This window comes from Maribacter algicola, assembly GCF_003933245.1.
Taxonomy (GTDB): domain Bacteria; phylum Bacteroidota; class Bacteroidia; order Flavobacteriales; family Flavobacteriaceae; genus Maribacter; species Maribacter algicola.
Window position 1 is genome coordinate 198,646 of sequence record NZ_QUSX01000001.1, and the last position, 17,714, is coordinate 216,359.

Consider the following 17,714-nt stretch of genomic DNA (forward strand, 5'->3'; position numbering starts at 1 on the left):
AGAAATCTGGGCAGGCTCTTCATGTATAAAAAAAGCCCGGCGGATGAGCTGGGCTTTTTAATTTCATAGTTATTTTATGGACTATCTAAACCCAAAATTGACACCAAATGTCCATGTATTGAATTCTCCTAAAGTATAATCGGCATTGAGCCTAAAGAAGCCCAACTTAAGCTTGGCGCCTACATTGCCCGTAACACCGTTTACCTTTTTGGTAATGGAAAAGGGGTCTTCGTATGTTTCCGAAGCAAAAGGTCCTGCAGTCACTATATAAGTTCCCAAAACGTCCGTTACGGATTTTCCTGTAACATAGCCCAGTCCGCCATAAAAATTGATTACCGGAAGTCTCGTGGAAACAACGGCATTAAATGCCCACGTATTTATACTCGTCTCTATTCGTTGGTCGTTTCCTTGTACCAAATTGAAATTCGCAAGGTCATAGTCACCATCTACCTTGGTATATCCTATAACTGCAGAAATGGCGACCGGTAAAATTTTATCCGCAGGGAGAAGTTTAGTAAAATCATGTTGCAGTCCAAAACCGATCAAGCCCACAGAAGCCCCCTCATATTCCATCTTGGGTAAAAACCGTGCCTTTATCTCCGTACCTTTGATTAGGCCAACACTTCCTTGAAGGTATCCAGAAGGTACAAAATCCAAGCCCTCTCCGGAAAGTCCGGAAGGCAACTCAAAAGTCTCACGAACCGTAATGCCCGCAACTTGGCCTTCCACAAATACTTCTACACCAGTTATATCCCCCAAGGCAGTAGAAACTTCCCTAGCAATGCCGGGATTATCCACAAAATCCAGATTCTGATAGTCATTGGGATCTAAAACAAAAGCTTTTTTATCCGACTTATTTTTAAATCCGGTAATATTACCAATAATGGATATTTCAAATCCGCCCAAGGGCTTGGCATCTGCCGTATTGTACCAACCTGTAGAAAAATTATAAATAGCACTTTCTGAAAGCGGCTCCAAATAATCCGCGGTAAATTGTTCTGCATCCTCCACACCGGCGGCAAAAAGGTCGTTAAAGTCCTGGGCCATAGCGGCACTAAAACTACACAGTAAAAAGCATGTAAGTAAATTCTTCATTTTTTTAATTTTTCCTAAAACTAAAAAACCTGCGTTTTTCGCGCAGGTTTTTGTTGTGTAATAGGGTTTTTCTATGTGTCAATGTTCGCATAGACGGCATTTTTCTCAATGAATTCTCGCCTTGGAGGCACCTCATCGCCCATCAACATAGAAAAGATCCGATCCGTCTCCGTCGCATTTTCAATGGTAATTTGACGTAAGGTCCTGAATTCTGGGTTCATAGTAGTGTCCCACAATTGTTCAGCGTTCATTTCACCAAGTCCTTTGTATCGTTGTATGCTTACACCTCCACTAAAACTTGCTGCGATTTCATCACGCTCCTTATCGGTCCAGGCATATTGCTTTTTTTGGCCCTTTTTGACCAAATATAGTGGTGGTGTAGCAATGTAAACATGGCCACCTTCGATCAACTCACGCATGTAGCGGAAGAAGAACGTCAAAATCAAGGTTTCAATGTGGCTACCGTCCACATCGGCATCACACATGATTACCACTTTATGGTAACGCAATTTTTCGAGGTTCAAAGCCTTGCTGTCTTCTTCGGTACCTATGGTAACGCCAAGTGCCGTATAAATGTTTTTGATTTCCTCATTTTCAAAAACTTTATGCTGCATGGCCTTCTCCACGTTCAGAATCTTACCTCTCAAGGGCAGAATGGCCTGAAAATTCCTGTCACGACCTTGCTTGGCAGTTCCTCCTGCAGAATCTCCCTCTACCAGAAATACCTCACATTGGGTAGGGTCTTGCTCTGAACAATCCGATAATTTCCCGGGCAATCCCCCCACGCTCATTACTGTCTTTCGCTGAACCATCTCCCTAGCTTTGGTTGCTGCATGCCTGGCTTGGGCCGCTAGGATTACTTTTTGCACGATTATCTTTGCATCATCTGGATGTTCTTCTAAATAGTCCGTCAACATCTCCGATACGGCTTGGCTAACAGCAGAGGAAACCTCCCTGTTGCCCAATTTAGTCTTGGTCTGGCCCTCAAATTGTGGTTCCGCCACCTTAACGGAAACGATCGCTGTCAAGCCCTCCCTAAAATCATCCCCTTGAATTTCAAATTTTAGCTTGTCCAACATACCGGAAGCATCGGCATATTTTTTAAGGGTTGTTGTGAGCCCCCTTCTAAAACCAGATAAATGGGTACCTCCTTCGTGCGTATTGATATTATTTACATAGGAATGTAGGTTTTCCGTGTAGCTTGTATTGTATACCATGGCAACTTCCACCGGAATATCGTTCTTTTCACCTTCCATGGAAATAACGCTCTTAATCAAAGGTTCCCTATTACCATCCAAGAACTTTACAAACTCCTTAAGTCCTTCATTGGAGTAGAATGTTTCCGACACAAACTCCCCCTTATCATCCTTTTGCCTTCTATCCGTAATGGAAATGGTAACCCCTTTGTTTAGAAAGGAAAGTTCGCGCATCCTATTGGAGAGGGTTTCATAACTATATTCAATGGTCTGGGTAAATATGGTCTCATCCGGTCTAAAAGTGACTACCGTTCCCCTATCATCAGTTTCACCAACGCTCTTTACGGGATAAAGCGCCTTGCCCCTTTCATACTCCTGTTCCCATATTTTACCATCCCTGTACACCGTAGCCTTTAGATGACTTGACAGCGCATTTACACAGGAAACTCCAACACCATGTAAACCACCGGATACTTTATAGGAATCTTTATCGAACTTGCCCCCAGCACCAATTTTGGTCATTACGACCTGTAGGGCGGATACACCTTCCTTTTTATGCAAATCAACAGGAATACCCCTTCCGTTATCCTTTGTGGTAATGGAATTGTCCTCGTTTATGACGACACTTATGGTATCACAATGTCCACCCATGGCCTCATCTATGGAGTTATCCACCACCTCATAGACCAAGTGATGCAACCCACGGACACCCACATCCCCAATGTACATGGAAGGACGCATCCTTACATGCTCCATACCTTCCAAAGCCTGGATACTATCCGCTGAATATTGCTTTTTATTTGCTTCTTCGCTCATAAATTAAAAGTTGTTTTTACTTCAAAAATTGCAATCCTACAAATATACGGAATACCCCATGAAATAAGCCCTTTCTCCATATTGGACACTGTCAAGTTATCAACAAAAATTGTGGAAAATTACCAATTTGACAAAAGGGGCCTGCTTAATTAATTTTGACCGGCACACAAGGTTTCAATTTGAAATGACCATAACAAAAGAGGTGCCAATATTTGGCACCTCTCAAGGACTAATTAAAAAATAAAAACTGCCCTGTTCCTTTGAAACAGGTAAACAGAATTGCCTTAAAGAACTTATTTCACATAAGCATCCGCATGTACTTTGGCCACGGCCCTTCCTGATGGATCATTCATGTTTTTAAACGCTTCGTCCCACTCCAAAGCAATTTTGGTACTACAGGCCACGGATGGTTCCTGGGGAACGCATAGCGCAGCGGCATCCGAAGGGAAATGTTCCTCGAATATGGAACGGTAGTAAAACTCTTCTTTGGTTGTGGGCGTCTGTATGGGAAACCTAAACCTGGCATTTGCCAATTGTTCATCCGTAACCTCATTTGCCACCAATTCCTTTAATGTATCGATCCAACTATAACCCACACCATCCGAAAATTGCTCCTTTTGTCTCCAAGCAACACTTTCGGGTAGCATTTCCTCAAAGGCCTTCCTAACCACCCATTTTTCCATGCGTTCACCGTTTATCATCTTATCCTTTGGATTGATACGCATGGCCACATCCATAAATTCCTTGTCCAAAAAGGGCACACGGCCCTCGATGCCCCATGCGGCCAGAGATTTGTTGGCCCTTAAACAATCATACATATGGAGTTTATCCAACTTTCGAACAGTTTCTTCATGAAAATCCTTTGGACTTGGTGCTTTGTGGAAATATAGATAGCCACCAAAAAGCTCATCCGCTCCTTCTCCTGATAATACCATCTTTATTCCCATGGACTTAATTACACGTGCCATCAAATACATAGGAGTAGAAGCACGGATCGTTGTAATGTCATAGGTTTCCAAATTGTAGATAACATCCCTTATTGCATCCAATCCTTCTTGTATTGTAAACTTGATTTCGTGATGCACGGTGCCAATGTGATCCGCTACCTTCCGGGCGGCAGCCAAATCCGGTGATCCTTCTAGTCCCACTGAAAATGAGTGTAACTGTGGCCACCATGCGTCCACCGTATCGCCGGACTCTATTCTCTTTTGGGCGTATTTTTTAGCTATGGCCGAGGTCACCGAGGAATCCAACCCTCCGGACAATAAAACGCCATAAGGTACATCCGACATTAACTGACGGTGCACCGCAGCCTCCAAAGCTTCCTTGATTGCTTGGATACTGGTTTCGTTTTCCTTTACGGCTTCATAGTCCATCCAATCGCGCTTGTACCATCTTTTCAATTCCCCATCGGAACTATGCAAATAATGCCCTGGGGGAAATAATGCTATCTTGGTACAAGTACCCTCCAAAGCCTTAAGCTCCGAAGCCACATAAAAGGTTCCATTCTGGTCCCAACCCATATATAAAGGAATGATTCCCATGTGGTCCCTGGCCACAAAATATTCGTCTTTTTCAGAGTCATAAATGGCAAAACCAAAAATACCGTTCATCTCATCTATGAAATGGGGCCCTTTTTCTTGGTAAAGTGCTAGAATGACCTCGCAATCGGATTCAGTTTTAAAATTATATTTTCCCTCAAATTGCTTACGCAACTCTCTATGATTATATATTTCCCCATTGGCGGCCAAAACCAACTTTCCATCTTCACTCAAAAGAGGTTGCTTTCCAGAGGCAGGATCCACAATTGCCAAACGCTCATGGGCCATGATGGCTTTGTCATCGGCATAAATACCGCTCCAATCCGGCCCTCTATGCCTAACTTTTTTAGACATTTCCAGCAATTGAGGCCTTAATACTTCCGTACTTTCCTTGACGTCAAACGCACAAACAATTCCACACATATTATGATATTTATAATAATTCCGATACAAAAATCGTACAATGGTTTAAAATATAAAACACAAAGGTTAATTATGATTACATTTTATAATCACAAAATGCTATTGTATATAAAAAATAAACCAATTTATTTTTAAATGGAAGTATCCCAACCATTTTGTAAGTATGTTAAAATTTAACGACTTTTTATAAGAATAAGCTCTGTGAAGTACTTAGCTTTGAAACACTAAATTAAATTCGATTATGAAAAAAATTATTTCCCTATCCCTATTCATCGCTGTTATATCCTTTTCAAACGGCCTGAGCGCCCAAAAGTTCTCCGGATTGGACAAAAGTCCTATGGATATGGCATCCTACCCTACCGATTACAAGGTTTCTGACAAGGTGGTGAGAATCATCTACGGAAGACCTCAACTTAAAAACCGTTCCTTGGCGGAACTAGCCCCTACCGGACAAGTTTGGAGAACCGGTGCCAATGAAGCGGCGGAGATTACCTTTTACCAAGACGTAAATTTTGGAGGTAAGGATATAAAAGCTGGGACATATTCATTATTCACGATTCCAGGAGAACAGGAATGGACGGTTATCCTTAATAAAAATTTGAACCAATGGGGTTCCTATTTTTACGATGAAAGTGGCGATGTTGCAAGAATTAAAGTTCCCAATGGTTCCGATGCTTCAAGTTTGGAAGAGTTTTCCATAGCCTTTAAGGAAGTTGAAAAAGGTGCCCACATGGTCATGGGTTGGGACAAAACAAGAGTGGCGGTTCCCATCACATGGTAATACCACTTTTTACTATAAAAAGAAACGGACTTAGGTCCGTTTTTTTATTTTCTAATTTTTAGTCAATAGCTATATCCTTCAATCGACCTTTATTAATTTTCCGGTAACTGTTTTGCACCTTTTACGGAAAACCTACTGCCTTCTCCCGTTATGACCTGTCCCTCAAGTTCCTTTCCTTTTATTCCAAGTACCACACCAACCCGCTCCACACCATCCAGGTTGACATGAAATTGCATTACATCACCTTCTACCAGTACATCATATGCATTGAGCGACCCTCTATTTTGCAATTGCACCTGCACCGCATACAGGCCTTCCATTTTATCAACTATCAAAAGACCTTCTTCATAGCCATTATCTATGTCCGCCACCCTATAGCTCCAAATACCTACAAGGTCTGTTGGTTCTAAAATTTGATCATTTGAAGTGCTTCTCAAAACGTCTTGGGCGGTTCCTGTGAAAAACACAAGCAAAAGCAATAGGAATATAGGAATGTACCTCACAATATTAGGATAGGATTTCTACTTATAACTCTCAATCCAGGAATTTATTTTCTCTTCCAAGAGCATTAAAGGCAAACTTCCGGAGCCCAACACTTGATCATGGAACTCCCGTAAATCAAATTTAGGACCTAGTTCCATTTTGGCCTTATTCCGTAATTCCACTATTTTTAATTGGCCCATTTTATAGGAGAGCGCCTGACCAGGTGTGGCCATATACCGTTCCACTTCGGCAATGATACCTTCCTCGGACTCCGCTTCATGGGCCAAAGAATAGGCTATGGCCTCTTCACGGGTCCAACCCATTGCGTGTATTCCCGTGTCCACTACCAAACGAATGGCGCGGTGCATTTCCATACTGAGCATGCCAAAGTATTGATAAGGGTCTTCATAAAGGCCCAGTTCCTTTCCTAGGGATTCCGCATACAGGGCCCACCCTTCCACAAAAACACCCATACTTTCAGGATGAAGAAATTCAGGCAGCCCTTGGTTCTCCTGTTGTAGGCTTAACTGGTAGTGATGGCCCGGTATGGCCTCATGTAGGAACAAGGCCTCGTCGTGAATCACATTGTAGCTATTGACATTGGGAATGGGCACATAAAAGGTCCCTGGCCGTTTGGCATCCTTAGATCCCGGAACATACTCAGCACTGGCCGATGCCTCCCTGAACGCTTCGGTACGCTTCACATGAAAACCGGCCTTGGGGCGAAGGTTGAATACACTATCCAATTGTAAGCTTAATCGATCATGGATACCATTAAAATGTTCCAAAACTTCAGCTGGATCATTAAAGGGCATCAGTTCTCTTTTGTTACGCACCTCGATGAAAAAGTCATTTAATTCACCTTTAAAACCCAATTCATCTTTTACCTTTTCCATTTCCCCTGTAATACGTTCCACTTCCTGCTGTCCAAGGGCATGGATATCTTCCGCAGTCATCTCCGTGGTAGTGTGCAATCGAATCAAATAATTATAAGTTTTGCGGCCATTTGGTAAGGCGGACAATCCATCGGTATCTCTACAGGCAGGAAGATATTCCTCTTCCAAAAATTGATGCAACTCTTGGTACTTCGGAAGAATTTTTTCTGTAATCATCCGTTCATAATCGCTTTTCAAGCTTGCCCTGACATCCTCATCCATCGCCTCCGGAAAATTGAGCACGGGCTGATAGAAGAGATTCTCCTCAAGGGGAATATCAAGGAACGTCTTAATTTGTGGCAGCATTTTTAGGGTAAGGACCTTAGGCAAAACGATTTCTTTTTGCATTCCTTCCTGCATATGCTCCATACAGGTATCCAAAAACTGGAGGTAGTCTTCCAAACGGTGTAACCAATTTACATAATCCTCCTGGGTGGCGAAGGGCTGTACGCTAGTGCCCCCGGCCAACTGGGCCACATATAGATGTAATGACTGTATCTGGAACAAGGGCATAAGTTCAAAACTGGGCAGGTTATAGATAGGAGATGCCATAGTGACAATGGAATTGTTTAACCCCTCCAATTTCATACGGCAGTCCCATTCCATTACCCGGGCGCTCAAGGCATCTTCCTTGGTAAGCTCGGATATAGGATACTTTTCCATTTCGGACAAAAACGAGATATAGGATTCACGGAGATATTCCTGATGCCTGTCTGAGATATAATTTACAATGGTATCATTGTAGGTGTCAATCCCCGCTTTTGTGGACTCTATGGGATTAATTTCTTTTTGAAAATCGTAAAAAGCGACAAAAAGACTATCTATGTTGCCAGTAGCTACTTTTGTAGTTTTACGCTCAGGTGTACAGGCTGAAAGCAATAGTATTATTGCTACAATAAATCCTTTGCAATTCATGGTCAGTGGTTTTTAGGATGCTATGGCTCTATTTCGATTTTTTATGTTTCTTTTCCTTTATTCGAACATAGATTAATTTATTCCTACCCTTGGAATCCTCTCGACGTTCAATTTCAAAATGTGGTATGGAGTTGATCAATGGGGTCAACTTTTGAAAGCCATAGTTTCTTGAATCAAAATTTGGCTGCTTTTTCTGGAGCAAACTTCCAACATCGCCCAAAAACGCCCATCCATCATCATCCGCTACATCTTCTATGGTAGTGGCTATAAACCTAAGGTCCTTTGGAGTTATTTTATCGACCTGGTTTTTATCATCGTTCTGGCTTGTATTGTTTATGGCCTCCTCTGACTGACTCTTAAGTATCTCTATGTATATGAATTTATCACAGGCAACTATAAATGGATTGGGAGTTTTACGTTCCCCGATACCGAACACCTGCATTCCCGCTTCCCGAAGCCTCGTAGCCAACCTGGTAAAGTCGCTATCACTGCTTACGATACAAAATCCATTGACCTTGCCAGAATATAGGATATCCATAGCGTCAATGATCATGGCGGAGTCCGTGGCATTCTTACCTTGGGTGTAGCCGTATTGTTGAATAGGCGTTATTGCATTTTCCAATAATACATTTTTCCATTTTCCCAATCTGGGATTGGTCCAATCGCCATAAATCCTTTTGATCGTAGGATTGCCGTATTTGGCTATTTCCTCCATCATTTCCTTGACATAGGCCGAGGGTATGTTATCGCCGTCTATCAATACGGCCAAGTTTAAATCCATTTGTTTAGTTTTCAGTAAAGTTAAAGGGTTTTATCCCTTTTATGGACAATCATTGAATTATAAATTGAAATACTAATCCATTGAGTTAAAATATTTCTTTTGAATTCCGAATAAAGTGTCGGTATCGATTGCACCATCGTGAACGACCAATCGATAATTCAAAATAAGGGGGATTTCACTGGACAAAGGAACCGGTAAGCTACCCGGATACGGATACACCGCATTCTGCATACTTTGCTTGGAACGAAGAATCCAAGGATTTGGATAGTCCAAATTGTCCTTTAAAGGTATTATTGTCAAGCCAAAGGGAGCTTCTTTCTGGGCTACCTTACTAACAATATCTATCCAATTGTATCCTTGCACCGGTGTATTTTGTGGAGTTATATTTCCTTCGGAATCCTTAAATAACACATCTTCGGATAATTGTACCCGTGCCGAAAAACCTCCATAACCTTTTTCATCATCAGAACCACCAATTAAAATAGTATCGAATAAAGGATACAGTTGAATCTTTATATCGATTGCCCTGTAGTTGGATGCTTTTGGATATACTGTAATCCAATTGATTTCCTTCACCAAGGGCCTGGTTTCATAAGTATCATTTATCGCCGTAGCGGATTTCCAAATCACTTCTGATTTTAGAGTAACCGCCATACTATTTTCTCTGATTTTCGACGTGCTTACAACGTCCCATTCAAAATCCCGTATTTCCCAGCCGTCTCCATACTTTGTATCATTTAAATAAAGCTGATGCCAAGCCCAAAAAATACCTCTATGATGCAAATGATCTTGGGGAAAATCCTCTGTATTGGGTACCCCTTCCAAGGAAAATAGTGGATGTATATAATTGGCTCGTTCATACATACCCTTAAAAGACTTGGGCTCCTTCTGATAGACCAAAACGCTATCTTTCCCTTCCAAAAAAACAGCGTTATTTTCGGTTACTTGTAAGGTTACCTTTTGGGAAAAAAGACTCCCCCAATGCATTAGTAAGACGGAAAGGAATAGTATTGTTTTATACATCGTTCAAAACTGCATAGGGAAATTACCAAAATATTAATACTCCAAACTACGGAAAGTTGATATAATTAGTAACTTGAACCCTTAATTAACGAACAATAACTCTCTGATGAAAAACAAAATTGCGATTACCGGCCTTGTATTATTTTTATGTCTCGCCATAACGGGCCAGGTTTTCTCCCAAGAGCAAAAAAGGGAATTTTATGAGCTTAAAACCTATACTATAAAAAACGAGGCACAGGAAAAAGCTGTGGATGCCTATTTAAAGAATGCCTATTTGCCGGCACTTAAAAGAATGGGTATAGAGAACATTGGGGTTTTTAAGGTGCGTCCAGGTAAATTCGTGATGGCCGATAAAATCTTTGTATTGATTCCTTTTAATTCCTTGGACCAGTTTGAAAAAATGGAAGCTTCCTTGGCAGTGGACAAATCACATTTGTCAGCAGGTAGCGATTATATTACGGCCAAACATGACAACCCTCCGTATCAGAGAATAAGTTCCACCTTGATGCGGGCCTTTTCTGAAATGCCTAAAATGGAGCCAATTAGCGTTTCCTCTCCTAGAACGGATCGCGTATATGAATTGAGAAGTTACGAATCCGCTACGGAAGCACTTTACATAAACAAAGTATCTATGTTCAATGAAGGTGGCGAAGTTGAATTGTTCGATAGTGTGGGAGCCAATGCGGTTTTCTATGCCGAGGTTATCTCCGGTGACAGTATGCCCAATTTAATGTATATGACCACCTATGAAAACATGGAGAAAAGGGACGCTGTATGGAAGGTCTTTTTTGGTTCTGAAAAATGGCAGGAGCTTGTGAACGATCAACAATATAAAAACAACGTGAGCAAAGCAGATATCTGGCTTTTATATCCTACAGAATATTCCGATTATTGATCTTTATTCATAAACACGAATTCCACCCGTCTGTTTTCCTGTCTCCCCTTGTTACTTTGGTTCGTGGTAAGGGGACGTGAACTGCCATAACCTTCATAGGAAATCCTAGAAGTATGGATTCCACTTTCCAAAAGAAATTTGGCTACGGCACCCGCCCTCCTTTTTGAAAGCAACAGGTTATAGGATTCCTCCCCTATCCTATCCGTATGGCCAGAGATTGAAATCGTTAGATTGGAATTGGTGTTCAGGTAGGTAATGATCTTCCTCAATTCAAATTTGGCATTTGGGGAGATATCAAAACTGTCAAAATCAAAAAGGACACTCTTGAAAGTATTCACTTCATTAATGGCGTAGCTTGTATTCGAATTTCCTTCCACTGTCAATTGCTCGATCTTTGATTCATCACCAATGGCTACCAACGAGACCATATCCAAATAGTAATACGACCCTTCAGTGGCCCTTCGTTGCGTTTTATAGGTTTGTGTCCTTTTATTGTCCTTGAAATTCCCAATGACCAAATAGTTCTCCGTACCGTTCGCCACAAATTCACTTTCCACTTTCACCCAAGATTCGTTATCCGAATAAAAGTCGGAATACCTGATTTCAAGTGTATTGGAGACATCACCCGTCACTTTGGACAAATGCATTCTTGAAAGCACCTTTCGTGTATCTATTTGGATGGGATTTTCCGAAAAGAGAATCCCGAATTCCTTGACAGCAAAGTCCGACCGTTCTGCCAAACTTACATAAAAGGAAAGTCTATATTTTTGGTTCTTTTGGAGATTTTCAGTGAGACGCGTCTGCAAATACTCCCTGTAATCATCGGGAGCGAATAAATATAAACCCACATAACCCACCCCAAACTCCGCAGGTTGTTCCCCATTAAAGTTTTTTGGCGTTCCCATGGCCTGGCTACATCCGTTGAAATAATCCGTGGAACCCAAAGTAGGTATATCCCAATCGGTTAAATCCTCATTTAAGTTGCCCAATTTTTTGGGACAGTTCAAAAATTGCTCAAAACTGGGGTTTTTTACAAGGTTTTGGCCAAGCACAAAATGAGTTCCCATCACCAAAAAAAAGGGAGGGAGTATGCCCATGATATGAATAAACCTAAACCTCATCCCCCTAAGTTAGAAAATATAGGGCGGAGAAGATATATTTTAGTCTGCCGGCTTCTACAAATCGAACTTATAGGTAGCTCCGGCCATAACCTGTAATCCTTGAACGGGATAATTTGCCCAACGCTGGTAGTTGTTGTTGGCAATGTTCGCAGCTTTCAAAAAGATGGACAGTTGATTGTCTACCCTGTATCCCAAATGGGCATTGGCATCAAAAAAGCCATCCAAACTAATCAAGGTTGCAGGATAATCCGAGACCGGAACATTCTGCACCACTACTGTACTAAAGTCCTCCCTTTCCCCAACATAGAAAAGATTGGCACCGGCAAACCACTTTTCGCCAATCTGATAGTCCATGAACAAAGATCCTTTTAAGTTGGGAAGGTTCCAAGCGGGATTGTCCGTTTCCGTATTATAATCATATACTTCGGCATTGATACCCAAAGTGAAATTACGGTTTACATCAACATTCAACTCCCCAAAAATACCTATGGTTTTTATATCGTCATAAAAGACCTCAAAGGAATTGCCAAAGTAATAGCCTTTTTCATCATCCCTAAAGTTGTTCTGGGCATTGAGCTTGAACAAAGGCGTACTGTTTTCTGCCGTATAAGAACCTTTGATATTATAGCTCAAATTGGGCAATAACTGTCCCTTCAACCCAATGTAGGCGTTGTACTGGCTATCTGTTGGGGCAATGGTCAACGTGGGCGACACAAAGGTATTCTCCTCCACGAAATCATAGTAGGAGTTTTGCCGCAGCTCCCCTTCCACTCCACCATAGGCAATTACGGTCTCATCCAACAATCTATACGAGGCCTTAACTGCGGGATAAATGTAAAAATTACCCTCGCTGGCCTCCAAGTTCATTCCGTACACCAAATTTACACCCAAATTCAGTGAAAGATCATCCCTGCGCATCATCAGCACCGGACTGATACCTACCTGCAATTGGCTGTACGAAATACCTTGATCGTTCGTGGGGCTATTGACGCTGGCATTTTCGAAATTCCCAGCTACATGATCCACCTTGGCCCCTATTGCAAAAATCTCATCGTTTAGCGGTGCCTCGAATGAAGTATTTAAAATGGCCCTGTTCTCGCCCGATTTCACGGAATCCCAAAACCTTCTGTATTTCAAATCAAGCCGATTAAAAAAGGATTCCTCCACATTGATGTGGCCCCCAACCTCGCCCATAAAGTAATTTTGCCGCTCGTTGATCCCGTTAACGGTAGCTTCGTCATAAACGCCTTCCGGGAGTCCGTACCAATTGTACAACTGATGCTGCAAGGCGATATCTGCACCCCAATCCAAATCACGATCCCGCTTTTTAAAGGAAGCGTCCAAACGGCTATCCGCAAAAATATTGTCCAATTGAACCCCTTCTATGGAACCCCTTGAAGAATTGTGGTTAAAACCCAAATCAAAGGTCGCGTCCCTATCCACTTCTCGGGTAGTATAAAATTCCGCCGTTGCATTGCCATAATTGCCCGCACCTGCGGAGGCATAGGTATTGAACAGTTCCGGGGGCGGAACCCTTTCCACGCGGGACGCCGTTCCTTTTGAAGGTGTAAACGTAGATGCAACGGGAACTGAAAAAATACTATAGTTGATCTTCTTTTTCTGCAGTACGATAGAATCATTGAGATTTGGCATGGATTTTATTTTGAACGCATCGGAGACCGTTGGTGTATAAGCCTTGGTCACCGTAACGGTTTCCGTGCCTAGATCCTTGGTTTCTTCCTGTGCCATGGCCCATGGAGCCATCATCAGCATTGCCAATCCCATACCTATTTTAATACTCTTGTACATACGTGTTCTATTACTATGCGTGTTTATTCTTGATTTGGATCTACTGAAGAATTCCTCTGTGATTCCTTGGATTTTATCATGGCCAGCTCCCCTTGGGCCACAGCAACGATTTCAGGATATTGACCAAAATTGGAAATGACGCTATCCAGAATATAAGTTGCCTGGTAGGAGTCTCCCAAGGCATAAAAGTTTTTGGCCATCAAAACCAACCCTTTACCGCCCCATTCCTTGTAGGTGGCGTAGTCCTTTGCCAATTTCTGCACTGAAATATTCGAGGATTCATAATCACCTTCCTTGTTCTTAAAATAGGCATCATAGTACAATGCCTCTGCGGCGGTCGCTCCAGATGCTATGGTCAAAACTTGGGCATAGGCTGATTTTGCCTTGGATTCGTTCCCCGTGGCGATGGCAGAACGCGCGATCATGATCTGGGCGTCGCTCTTGATACGGTCGTCTATGCTAGGCGTGCCTAAAACTTTCTCAGCATACTCCAATGTTTTGGAATAATTCTTTTGCCCGTAATATCCCTTCATCAGGTTTGATTGGGCAAAGGTCCTGTTCTGTTGGATGTTGGCCTGATCTTCCAATTTCAACAAATAAGGCAGCGCGGTCGCGTAATCCTGTTTTCCAATATACACCTCGCAAACCCGGGTCAGGGCCTGCTCCGCATATTCGCTGGTGGTCTTGTCCGCCACATATTTGTAATAGGGCAAAGCGGCATCCTTATCCCCTTCACCAAAGTATAGTTGTGCCAAACTGAAATTGGCATCTAGGGCATGTAATCCGTTAGGGAATTCCTGTATGTACTTTTTATAGGCCCGAATAGCTGCATCGGTCTTGCCCTCCATATTCTGTTTTTGGGCCGATTCAAAAGTGGCGTTGTCCAGTTCTGCATTGGTCACCTCAACAAAATCCAATCCGTTTACCCAACTGGCGTACTCATCCACCCTACCCAAATCCACGTATACCAACTTGGCCGTGGAAACTGCTTGAATGGCCTCCTGGGTATTGGGAAAATCCCGCACCACGGTTTTGAACTTGCCCAGTGCCTCATTGTTCCTTCCGGAATTGTAAAATACGAGCCCCTGCCTCATAAGGGCCTGTGGCACAAGGGAACTTCCCCTAAAATCATTGATCAATCGGTCATAGGCCTGGAGCCCTTTGTTCTCCTGCCCTGTGGACACATAGGTATTGCCGAGTTCAAACAGAGCATCGTCCTTAAATGTTGACCTTGGGTATTGTGACACGAAATTCTCGAGGTTTTCAATTTTACTTTCTGTCCTATCAACAAAACCATAGCTCATAGCCTTTTGATAAGCCGCGTAATCCTTTTCAGGTCCGGTCAATGCCAAGGCCTTGTTGTAGGTCTCTATGGCCGGCCAGTATTTGCTGGTCGCAAAATAACTGTCGCCCAATCGCAGATAACCGTCATGCAACTTCTCAACATCGTCCTTTTGGGCATCGGTGAAAGCGCTGAAATAGGTAATGGCATTGGCGTAGTCCTTTTGTTTAAAGTATGCATAGGCCAAATCATAATCCACGTCATTTCCTTCATTTACTTTTTTGGAAGCAGGGTTTTGTTTGAAGTCCCTGAACCCTATCGCAGCGGCATCAAACCGATTCAGGAGATAATCCGCTTCGGCCTTCCAATATGTTGCACGCGCCCTAAAGGAATCATTGACGGCACTGCCCAAGGATTTTCCCAAGACTTCCGATGCCGCACTATAATCCCCTTCCATGTACAATTCCAGACCCCTGTAGTAGGCCACCTTTTGATAGGTTTCCTTGGTGGCATAATTTTGGTTCCTCTCCAACAGTTCCATCGCCCCTGCAAAATTTTTGGATGTAATGAAGGAGTCCACCAAGAGGGTCTGCATTTCCTCCTTGTTTTCGTCGTTGGGATAGGCATCCAGATAGTTCGTTATTACCTGTGGTACAGGTTCGTAGGCATTCCCCACTTCATAGCTCAATCGGGCATAGTTAAGAAAGGCATCCTTCTTTATATCTGGATTAAAATCCATTTGCGAGGCATTCCTAAATGCGTTTAACGCTTCCTGTTTTTGGTCCTGTTTCAAATAGCACTCCGCCAAGTGATAATAGGCATTTTGCGATACGCTATTGGTACCCCCGATTATCTTATTGAACTGGGCAATGGCATTGGCATAGTCTCCCTGTTTGTAATAGCAATAGCCCAATTGGTAGTAATCCGTATTGTTCCATTTGCCGCGTTTTCCCTTGTATTCTTGTAGGTACGGGATGGCATTTTCGTACTGGCCGAGATTGAAGTAACTCTCGCCGATGATTTTATTAAGTTCCGATACTTCGGTTCTATCGGACTTTGGTAATTGCTTCTTGGCCAAGGCAATCGCTTCCTCGAACTTACCTAGCTTAAAGTTCATATCGGCCTGATAATAACTCAATTTTTCTTCCAATACATTCTGGTCCGTAATCTGGTCAAAACGCTCATTGGCCGCTTCATAATCATCTTGTTGGTAGGAAATATACCCCAGATAATATTTGGCTTGGGATCCATATACCGGGGAAGTTGTCACCTTCTCCAGATACCGCTCCGCTTCTTTTGGCTTGCTTGAGGAAAAGAGTGAATACCCATAATTAAAATTGAATTTGTCCATTTCGCCCATAGACAAGGCGCTCTGGTCCACCTTGTTGTACCATTTTAGGGCGTAAGGATATTTTCCCGTGTCAAAATAGTATTCCGCTACATCTGCAAAGGCAGAATTTTTTTTAGTGGAAGTGGGGTAGTTTTCGACAAACTCCTCCATCATGCGGTCCGCACCGGGCTGGTTCAACCGTACGGCCGCATTCGCCGCATAATAGGCGCTGTTGGCGGCAATCTCCTCGTCCTTGGTGGTAGCCTTCACCTTTTCGAAAATTGTCTGGGCGGCCTGAAACTGTTCATTGTTATAAAGGGCCAGTGCATCCTGAAAATCCTTGTTTTCGTGGGTATAGATTTTTGACTCTTGGGCAGTTGCCATCCAAAAAACTCCCATGACCAATGGAAGAAAAGCGGTGATTTTATGAAGCATAGTGTTCTCTTACTATTTTGAATTACCGTAGTATCACAAAGGATAACGGCAAAAATTGTTCCTAAGTATGTGGGTTGCGGGTACAAAAGAAAAGAATTTGTTCAAGGGTACGGCGTTATCAAAAGGAACTTATTACTTTTATATCAACAGAGAATTTATGGAAGAGACGGTTTTAGAGTTAAAGGATGCATCCATTTTTCAGAAGGAAAGCTTGGTGCTCAGCGAAGTGAACATACATGTGGCCAAGGGAGAATTCGTCTATCTTATAGGAAAGACTGGCAGTGGAAAAAGTAGCTTTATGAAAACCCTATACGGCGACCTACCCTTGCAAAAAGGGGAAGGAAAGATAGTGGACTTCAATTTAAAGACACTTAAGGAGAACGACATCCCTTTCCTAAGGCGAAAACTGGGCATCGTTTTTCAGGATTTTAAGTTGCTGCCCGATAGAAATATAAACCAAAACATGCTGTTCGTCCTAAAGGCGACAGGATGGAAGGACCAGGCCAAAATGGATGCCCGGGTGGTAGAGGTTTTGGAGAAAGTAGGCATGAAGACCAAGGGCTTCAAGTTTCCGCATGAACTATCAGGTGGGGAACAACAACGTGTGGCTATTGCCAGGGCCCTGTTGAACGACCCGGAATTGATTTTGGCTGACGAACCTACCGGAAACCTAGATCCCCAAACCAGTGTGGAAGTAATGAAGGTACTTCAGGAAATCAACAAATCTGGCCGCACGATCTTAATGGCGACCCATGATTATGCACTTATTCTCAAATACCCCTCAAAAACCATCAAGTGCGACTCAAACAAAGTATTCGAGGTAGTTCAAAAGGCGGTTTAATTCTTGGACTTT

The 17,714-nt window shown here is 42.7% G+C and carries 13 protein-coding genes; 3 read left to right on the plus strand and 10 right to left on the minus strand.

Translation table 11 applies throughout. The features are described 5' to 3' along the window. Positions 1-81 precede the first annotated feature (81 nt). The 3 genes from DZC72_RS00825 to asnB all read right to left on the minus strand — a co-directional run bounded on the left by DZC72_RS00825 (position 82) and on the right by asnB (position 5,071). Positions 82-1,095 (minus strand): DUF6588 family protein, encoded by a 1,014-nt coding sequence (locus DZC72_RS00825; protein WP_125221042.1) that lies wholly within the window; start codon positions 1,093-1,095, stop codon positions 82-84. Between the two features lie 71 nt (positions 1,096-1,166). After that, positions 1,167-3,107, minus strand: a complete 1,941-nt coding sequence (gyrB, locus tag DZC72_RS00830; RefSeq protein ID WP_125221043.1) for a DNA topoisomerase (ATP-hydrolyzing) subunit B — start codon at positions 3,105-3,107, stop codon at positions 1,167-1,169. 293 nt (positions 3,108-3,400) lie between these two features. After that, positions 3,401-5,071: an asparagine synthase B gene (asnB, locus tag DZC72_RS00835; protein ID WP_125221044.1), complete on the minus strand. Its 1,671-nt coding sequence runs from the start codon at positions 5,069-5,071 to the stop codon at positions 3,401-3,403. Between the two features lie 241 nt (positions 5,072-5,312). Between asnB and DZC72_RS00840 the strand changes: the two genes are divergently transcribed. After that, positions 5,313-5,852, plus strand: a complete 540-nt coding sequence (locus tag DZC72_RS00840; RefSeq protein WP_125221045.1) for a DUF2911 domain-containing protein — start codon at positions 5,313-5,315, stop codon at positions 5,850-5,852. A gap of 92 nt (positions 5,853-5,944) precedes the next feature. Here the strand turns inward: DZC72_RS00840 and DZC72_RS00845 are convergent, their stop codons facing one another. The 4 genes from DZC72_RS00845 to DZC72_RS00860 form a co-directional block, all read right to left on the minus strand. Continuing rightward, the gene (locus DZC72_RS00845; RefSeq protein ID WP_125221046.1) at positions 5,945-6,355 is read right to left on the minus strand and encodes a hypothetical protein; all 411 of its coding nucleotides are present in this window, start codon (positions 6,353-6,355) and stop codon (positions 5,945-5,947) included. A gap of 18 nt (positions 6,356-6,373) precedes the next feature. After that, complete coding sequence (locus DZC72_RS00850; protein WP_125221047.1) at positions 6,374-8,185, minus strand: DUF885 domain-containing protein; 1,812 nt, start codon at positions 8,183-8,185, stop codon at positions 6,374-6,376. A 28-nt stretch (positions 8,186-8,213) separates the two neighbouring features. Continuing rightward, positions 8,214-8,966 (minus strand): NYN domain-containing protein, encoded by a 753-nt coding sequence (locus DZC72_RS00855; RefSeq protein WP_094999080.1) that lies wholly within the window; start codon positions 8,964-8,966, stop codon positions 8,214-8,216. 72 nt (positions 8,967-9,038) lie between these two features. Then, a complete protein-coding gene (locus DZC72_RS00860; RefSeq protein WP_125221048.1) occupies positions 9,039-9,989 on the minus strand; it encodes a DUF6807 family protein in 951 nt (316 codons plus the stop codon). 106 nt (positions 9,990-10,095) lie between these two features. Here DZC72_RS00860 and DZC72_RS00865 point away from each other — a divergent pair, with 106 nt between their 5' ends. After that, entirely contained in the window at positions 10,096-10,884 is a 789-nt protein-coding gene (locus DZC72_RS00865; protein WP_125221049.1) for an NIPSNAP family protein, read from the plus strand. Here DZC72_RS00865 and DZC72_RS00870 read toward each other — a convergent pair. Genes DZC72_RS00870 through DZC72_RS00880 form a run of 3 tightly spaced genes read right to left on the minus strand, consistent with a single transcriptional unit; the run spans position 10,878 to position 16,861 of the window. Further along, positions 10,878-12,005, minus strand: a complete 1,128-nt coding sequence (locus DZC72_RS00870) for an OmpA family protein (protein ID WP_243641613.1) — start codon at positions 12,003-12,005, stop codon at positions 10,878-10,880. The genes DZC72_RS00865 and DZC72_RS00870 overlap by 7 nt on opposite strands. Before the next feature lie 54 nt (positions 12,006-12,059). Further along, entirely contained in the window at positions 12,060-13,814 is a 1,755-nt protein-coding gene (locus DZC72_RS00875; RefSeq protein WP_125221050.1) for a porin family protein, read from the minus strand. A gap of 23 nt (positions 13,815-13,837) precedes the next feature. Next, positions 13,838-16,861, minus strand: a complete 3,024-nt coding sequence (locus DZC72_RS00880; RefSeq protein ID WP_125221051.1) for a tetratricopeptide repeat protein — start codon at positions 16,859-16,861, stop codon at positions 13,838-13,840. A 157-nt stretch (positions 16,862-17,018) separates the two neighbouring features. On the opposite strand from DZC72_RS00880, the gene DZC72_RS00885 reads away from it, so the two are divergent. Then, positions 17,019-17,702 (plus strand): cell division ATP-binding protein FtsE, encoded by a 684-nt coding sequence (locus tag DZC72_RS00885; RefSeq protein ID WP_125221052.1) that lies wholly within the window; start codon positions 17,019-17,021, stop codon positions 17,700-17,702. Positions 17,703-17,714: the final 12 nt, after the last annotated feature.

Bases quoted from the DNA above. Each gene is read 5' to 3' on its own strand.
- DZC72_RS00825 (WP_125221042.1), bottom strand. From the start codon at position 1,095: ATGAAGAATTTACTTACATGCTTTTTACTGTGTAGTTTTAGTGCCGCT.
- gyrB (WP_125221043.1), bottom strand. From the start codon at position 3,107: ATGAGCGAAGAAGCAAATAAAAAGCAATATTCAGCGGATAGTATCCAG.
- asnB (WP_125221044.1), bottom strand. From the start codon at position 5,071: ATGTGTGGAATTGTTTGTGCGTTTGACGTCAAGGAAAGTACGGAAGTA.
- DZC72_RS00840 (WP_125221045.1), top strand. From the start codon at position 5,313: ATGAAAAAAATTATTTCCCTATCCCTATTCATCGCTGTTATATCCTTT.
- DZC72_RS00850 (WP_125221047.1), bottom strand. From the start codon at position 8,185: ATGAATTGCAAAGGATTTATTGTAGCAATAATACTATTGCTTTCAGCC.
- DZC72_RS00855 (WP_094999080.1), bottom strand. From the start codon at position 8,966: ATGGATTTAAACTTGGCCGTATTGATAGACGGCGATAACATACCCTCG.
- DZC72_RS00860 (WP_125221048.1), bottom strand. From the start codon at position 9,989: ATGTATAAAACAATACTATTCCTTTCCGTCTTACTAATGCATTGGGGG.
- DZC72_RS00865 (WP_125221049.1), top strand. From the start codon at position 10,096: ATGAAAAACAAAATTGCGATTACCGGCCTTGTATTATTTTTATGTCTC.
- DZC72_RS00870 (WP_243641613.1), bottom strand. From the start codon at position 12,005: ATGAGGTTTAGGTTTATTCATATCATGGGCATACTCCCTCCCTTTTTT.
- DZC72_RS00875 (WP_125221050.1), bottom strand. From the start codon at position 13,814: ATGTACAAGAGTATTAAAATAGGTATGGGATTGGCAATGCTGATGATG.
- DZC72_RS00880 (WP_125221051.1), bottom strand. From the start codon at position 16,861: ATGCTTCATAAAATCACCGCTTTTCTTCCATTGGTCATGGGAGTTTTT.
- DZC72_RS00885 (WP_125221052.1), top strand. From the start codon at position 17,019: ATGGAAGAGACGGTTTTAGAGTTAAAGGATGCATCCATTTTTCAGAAG.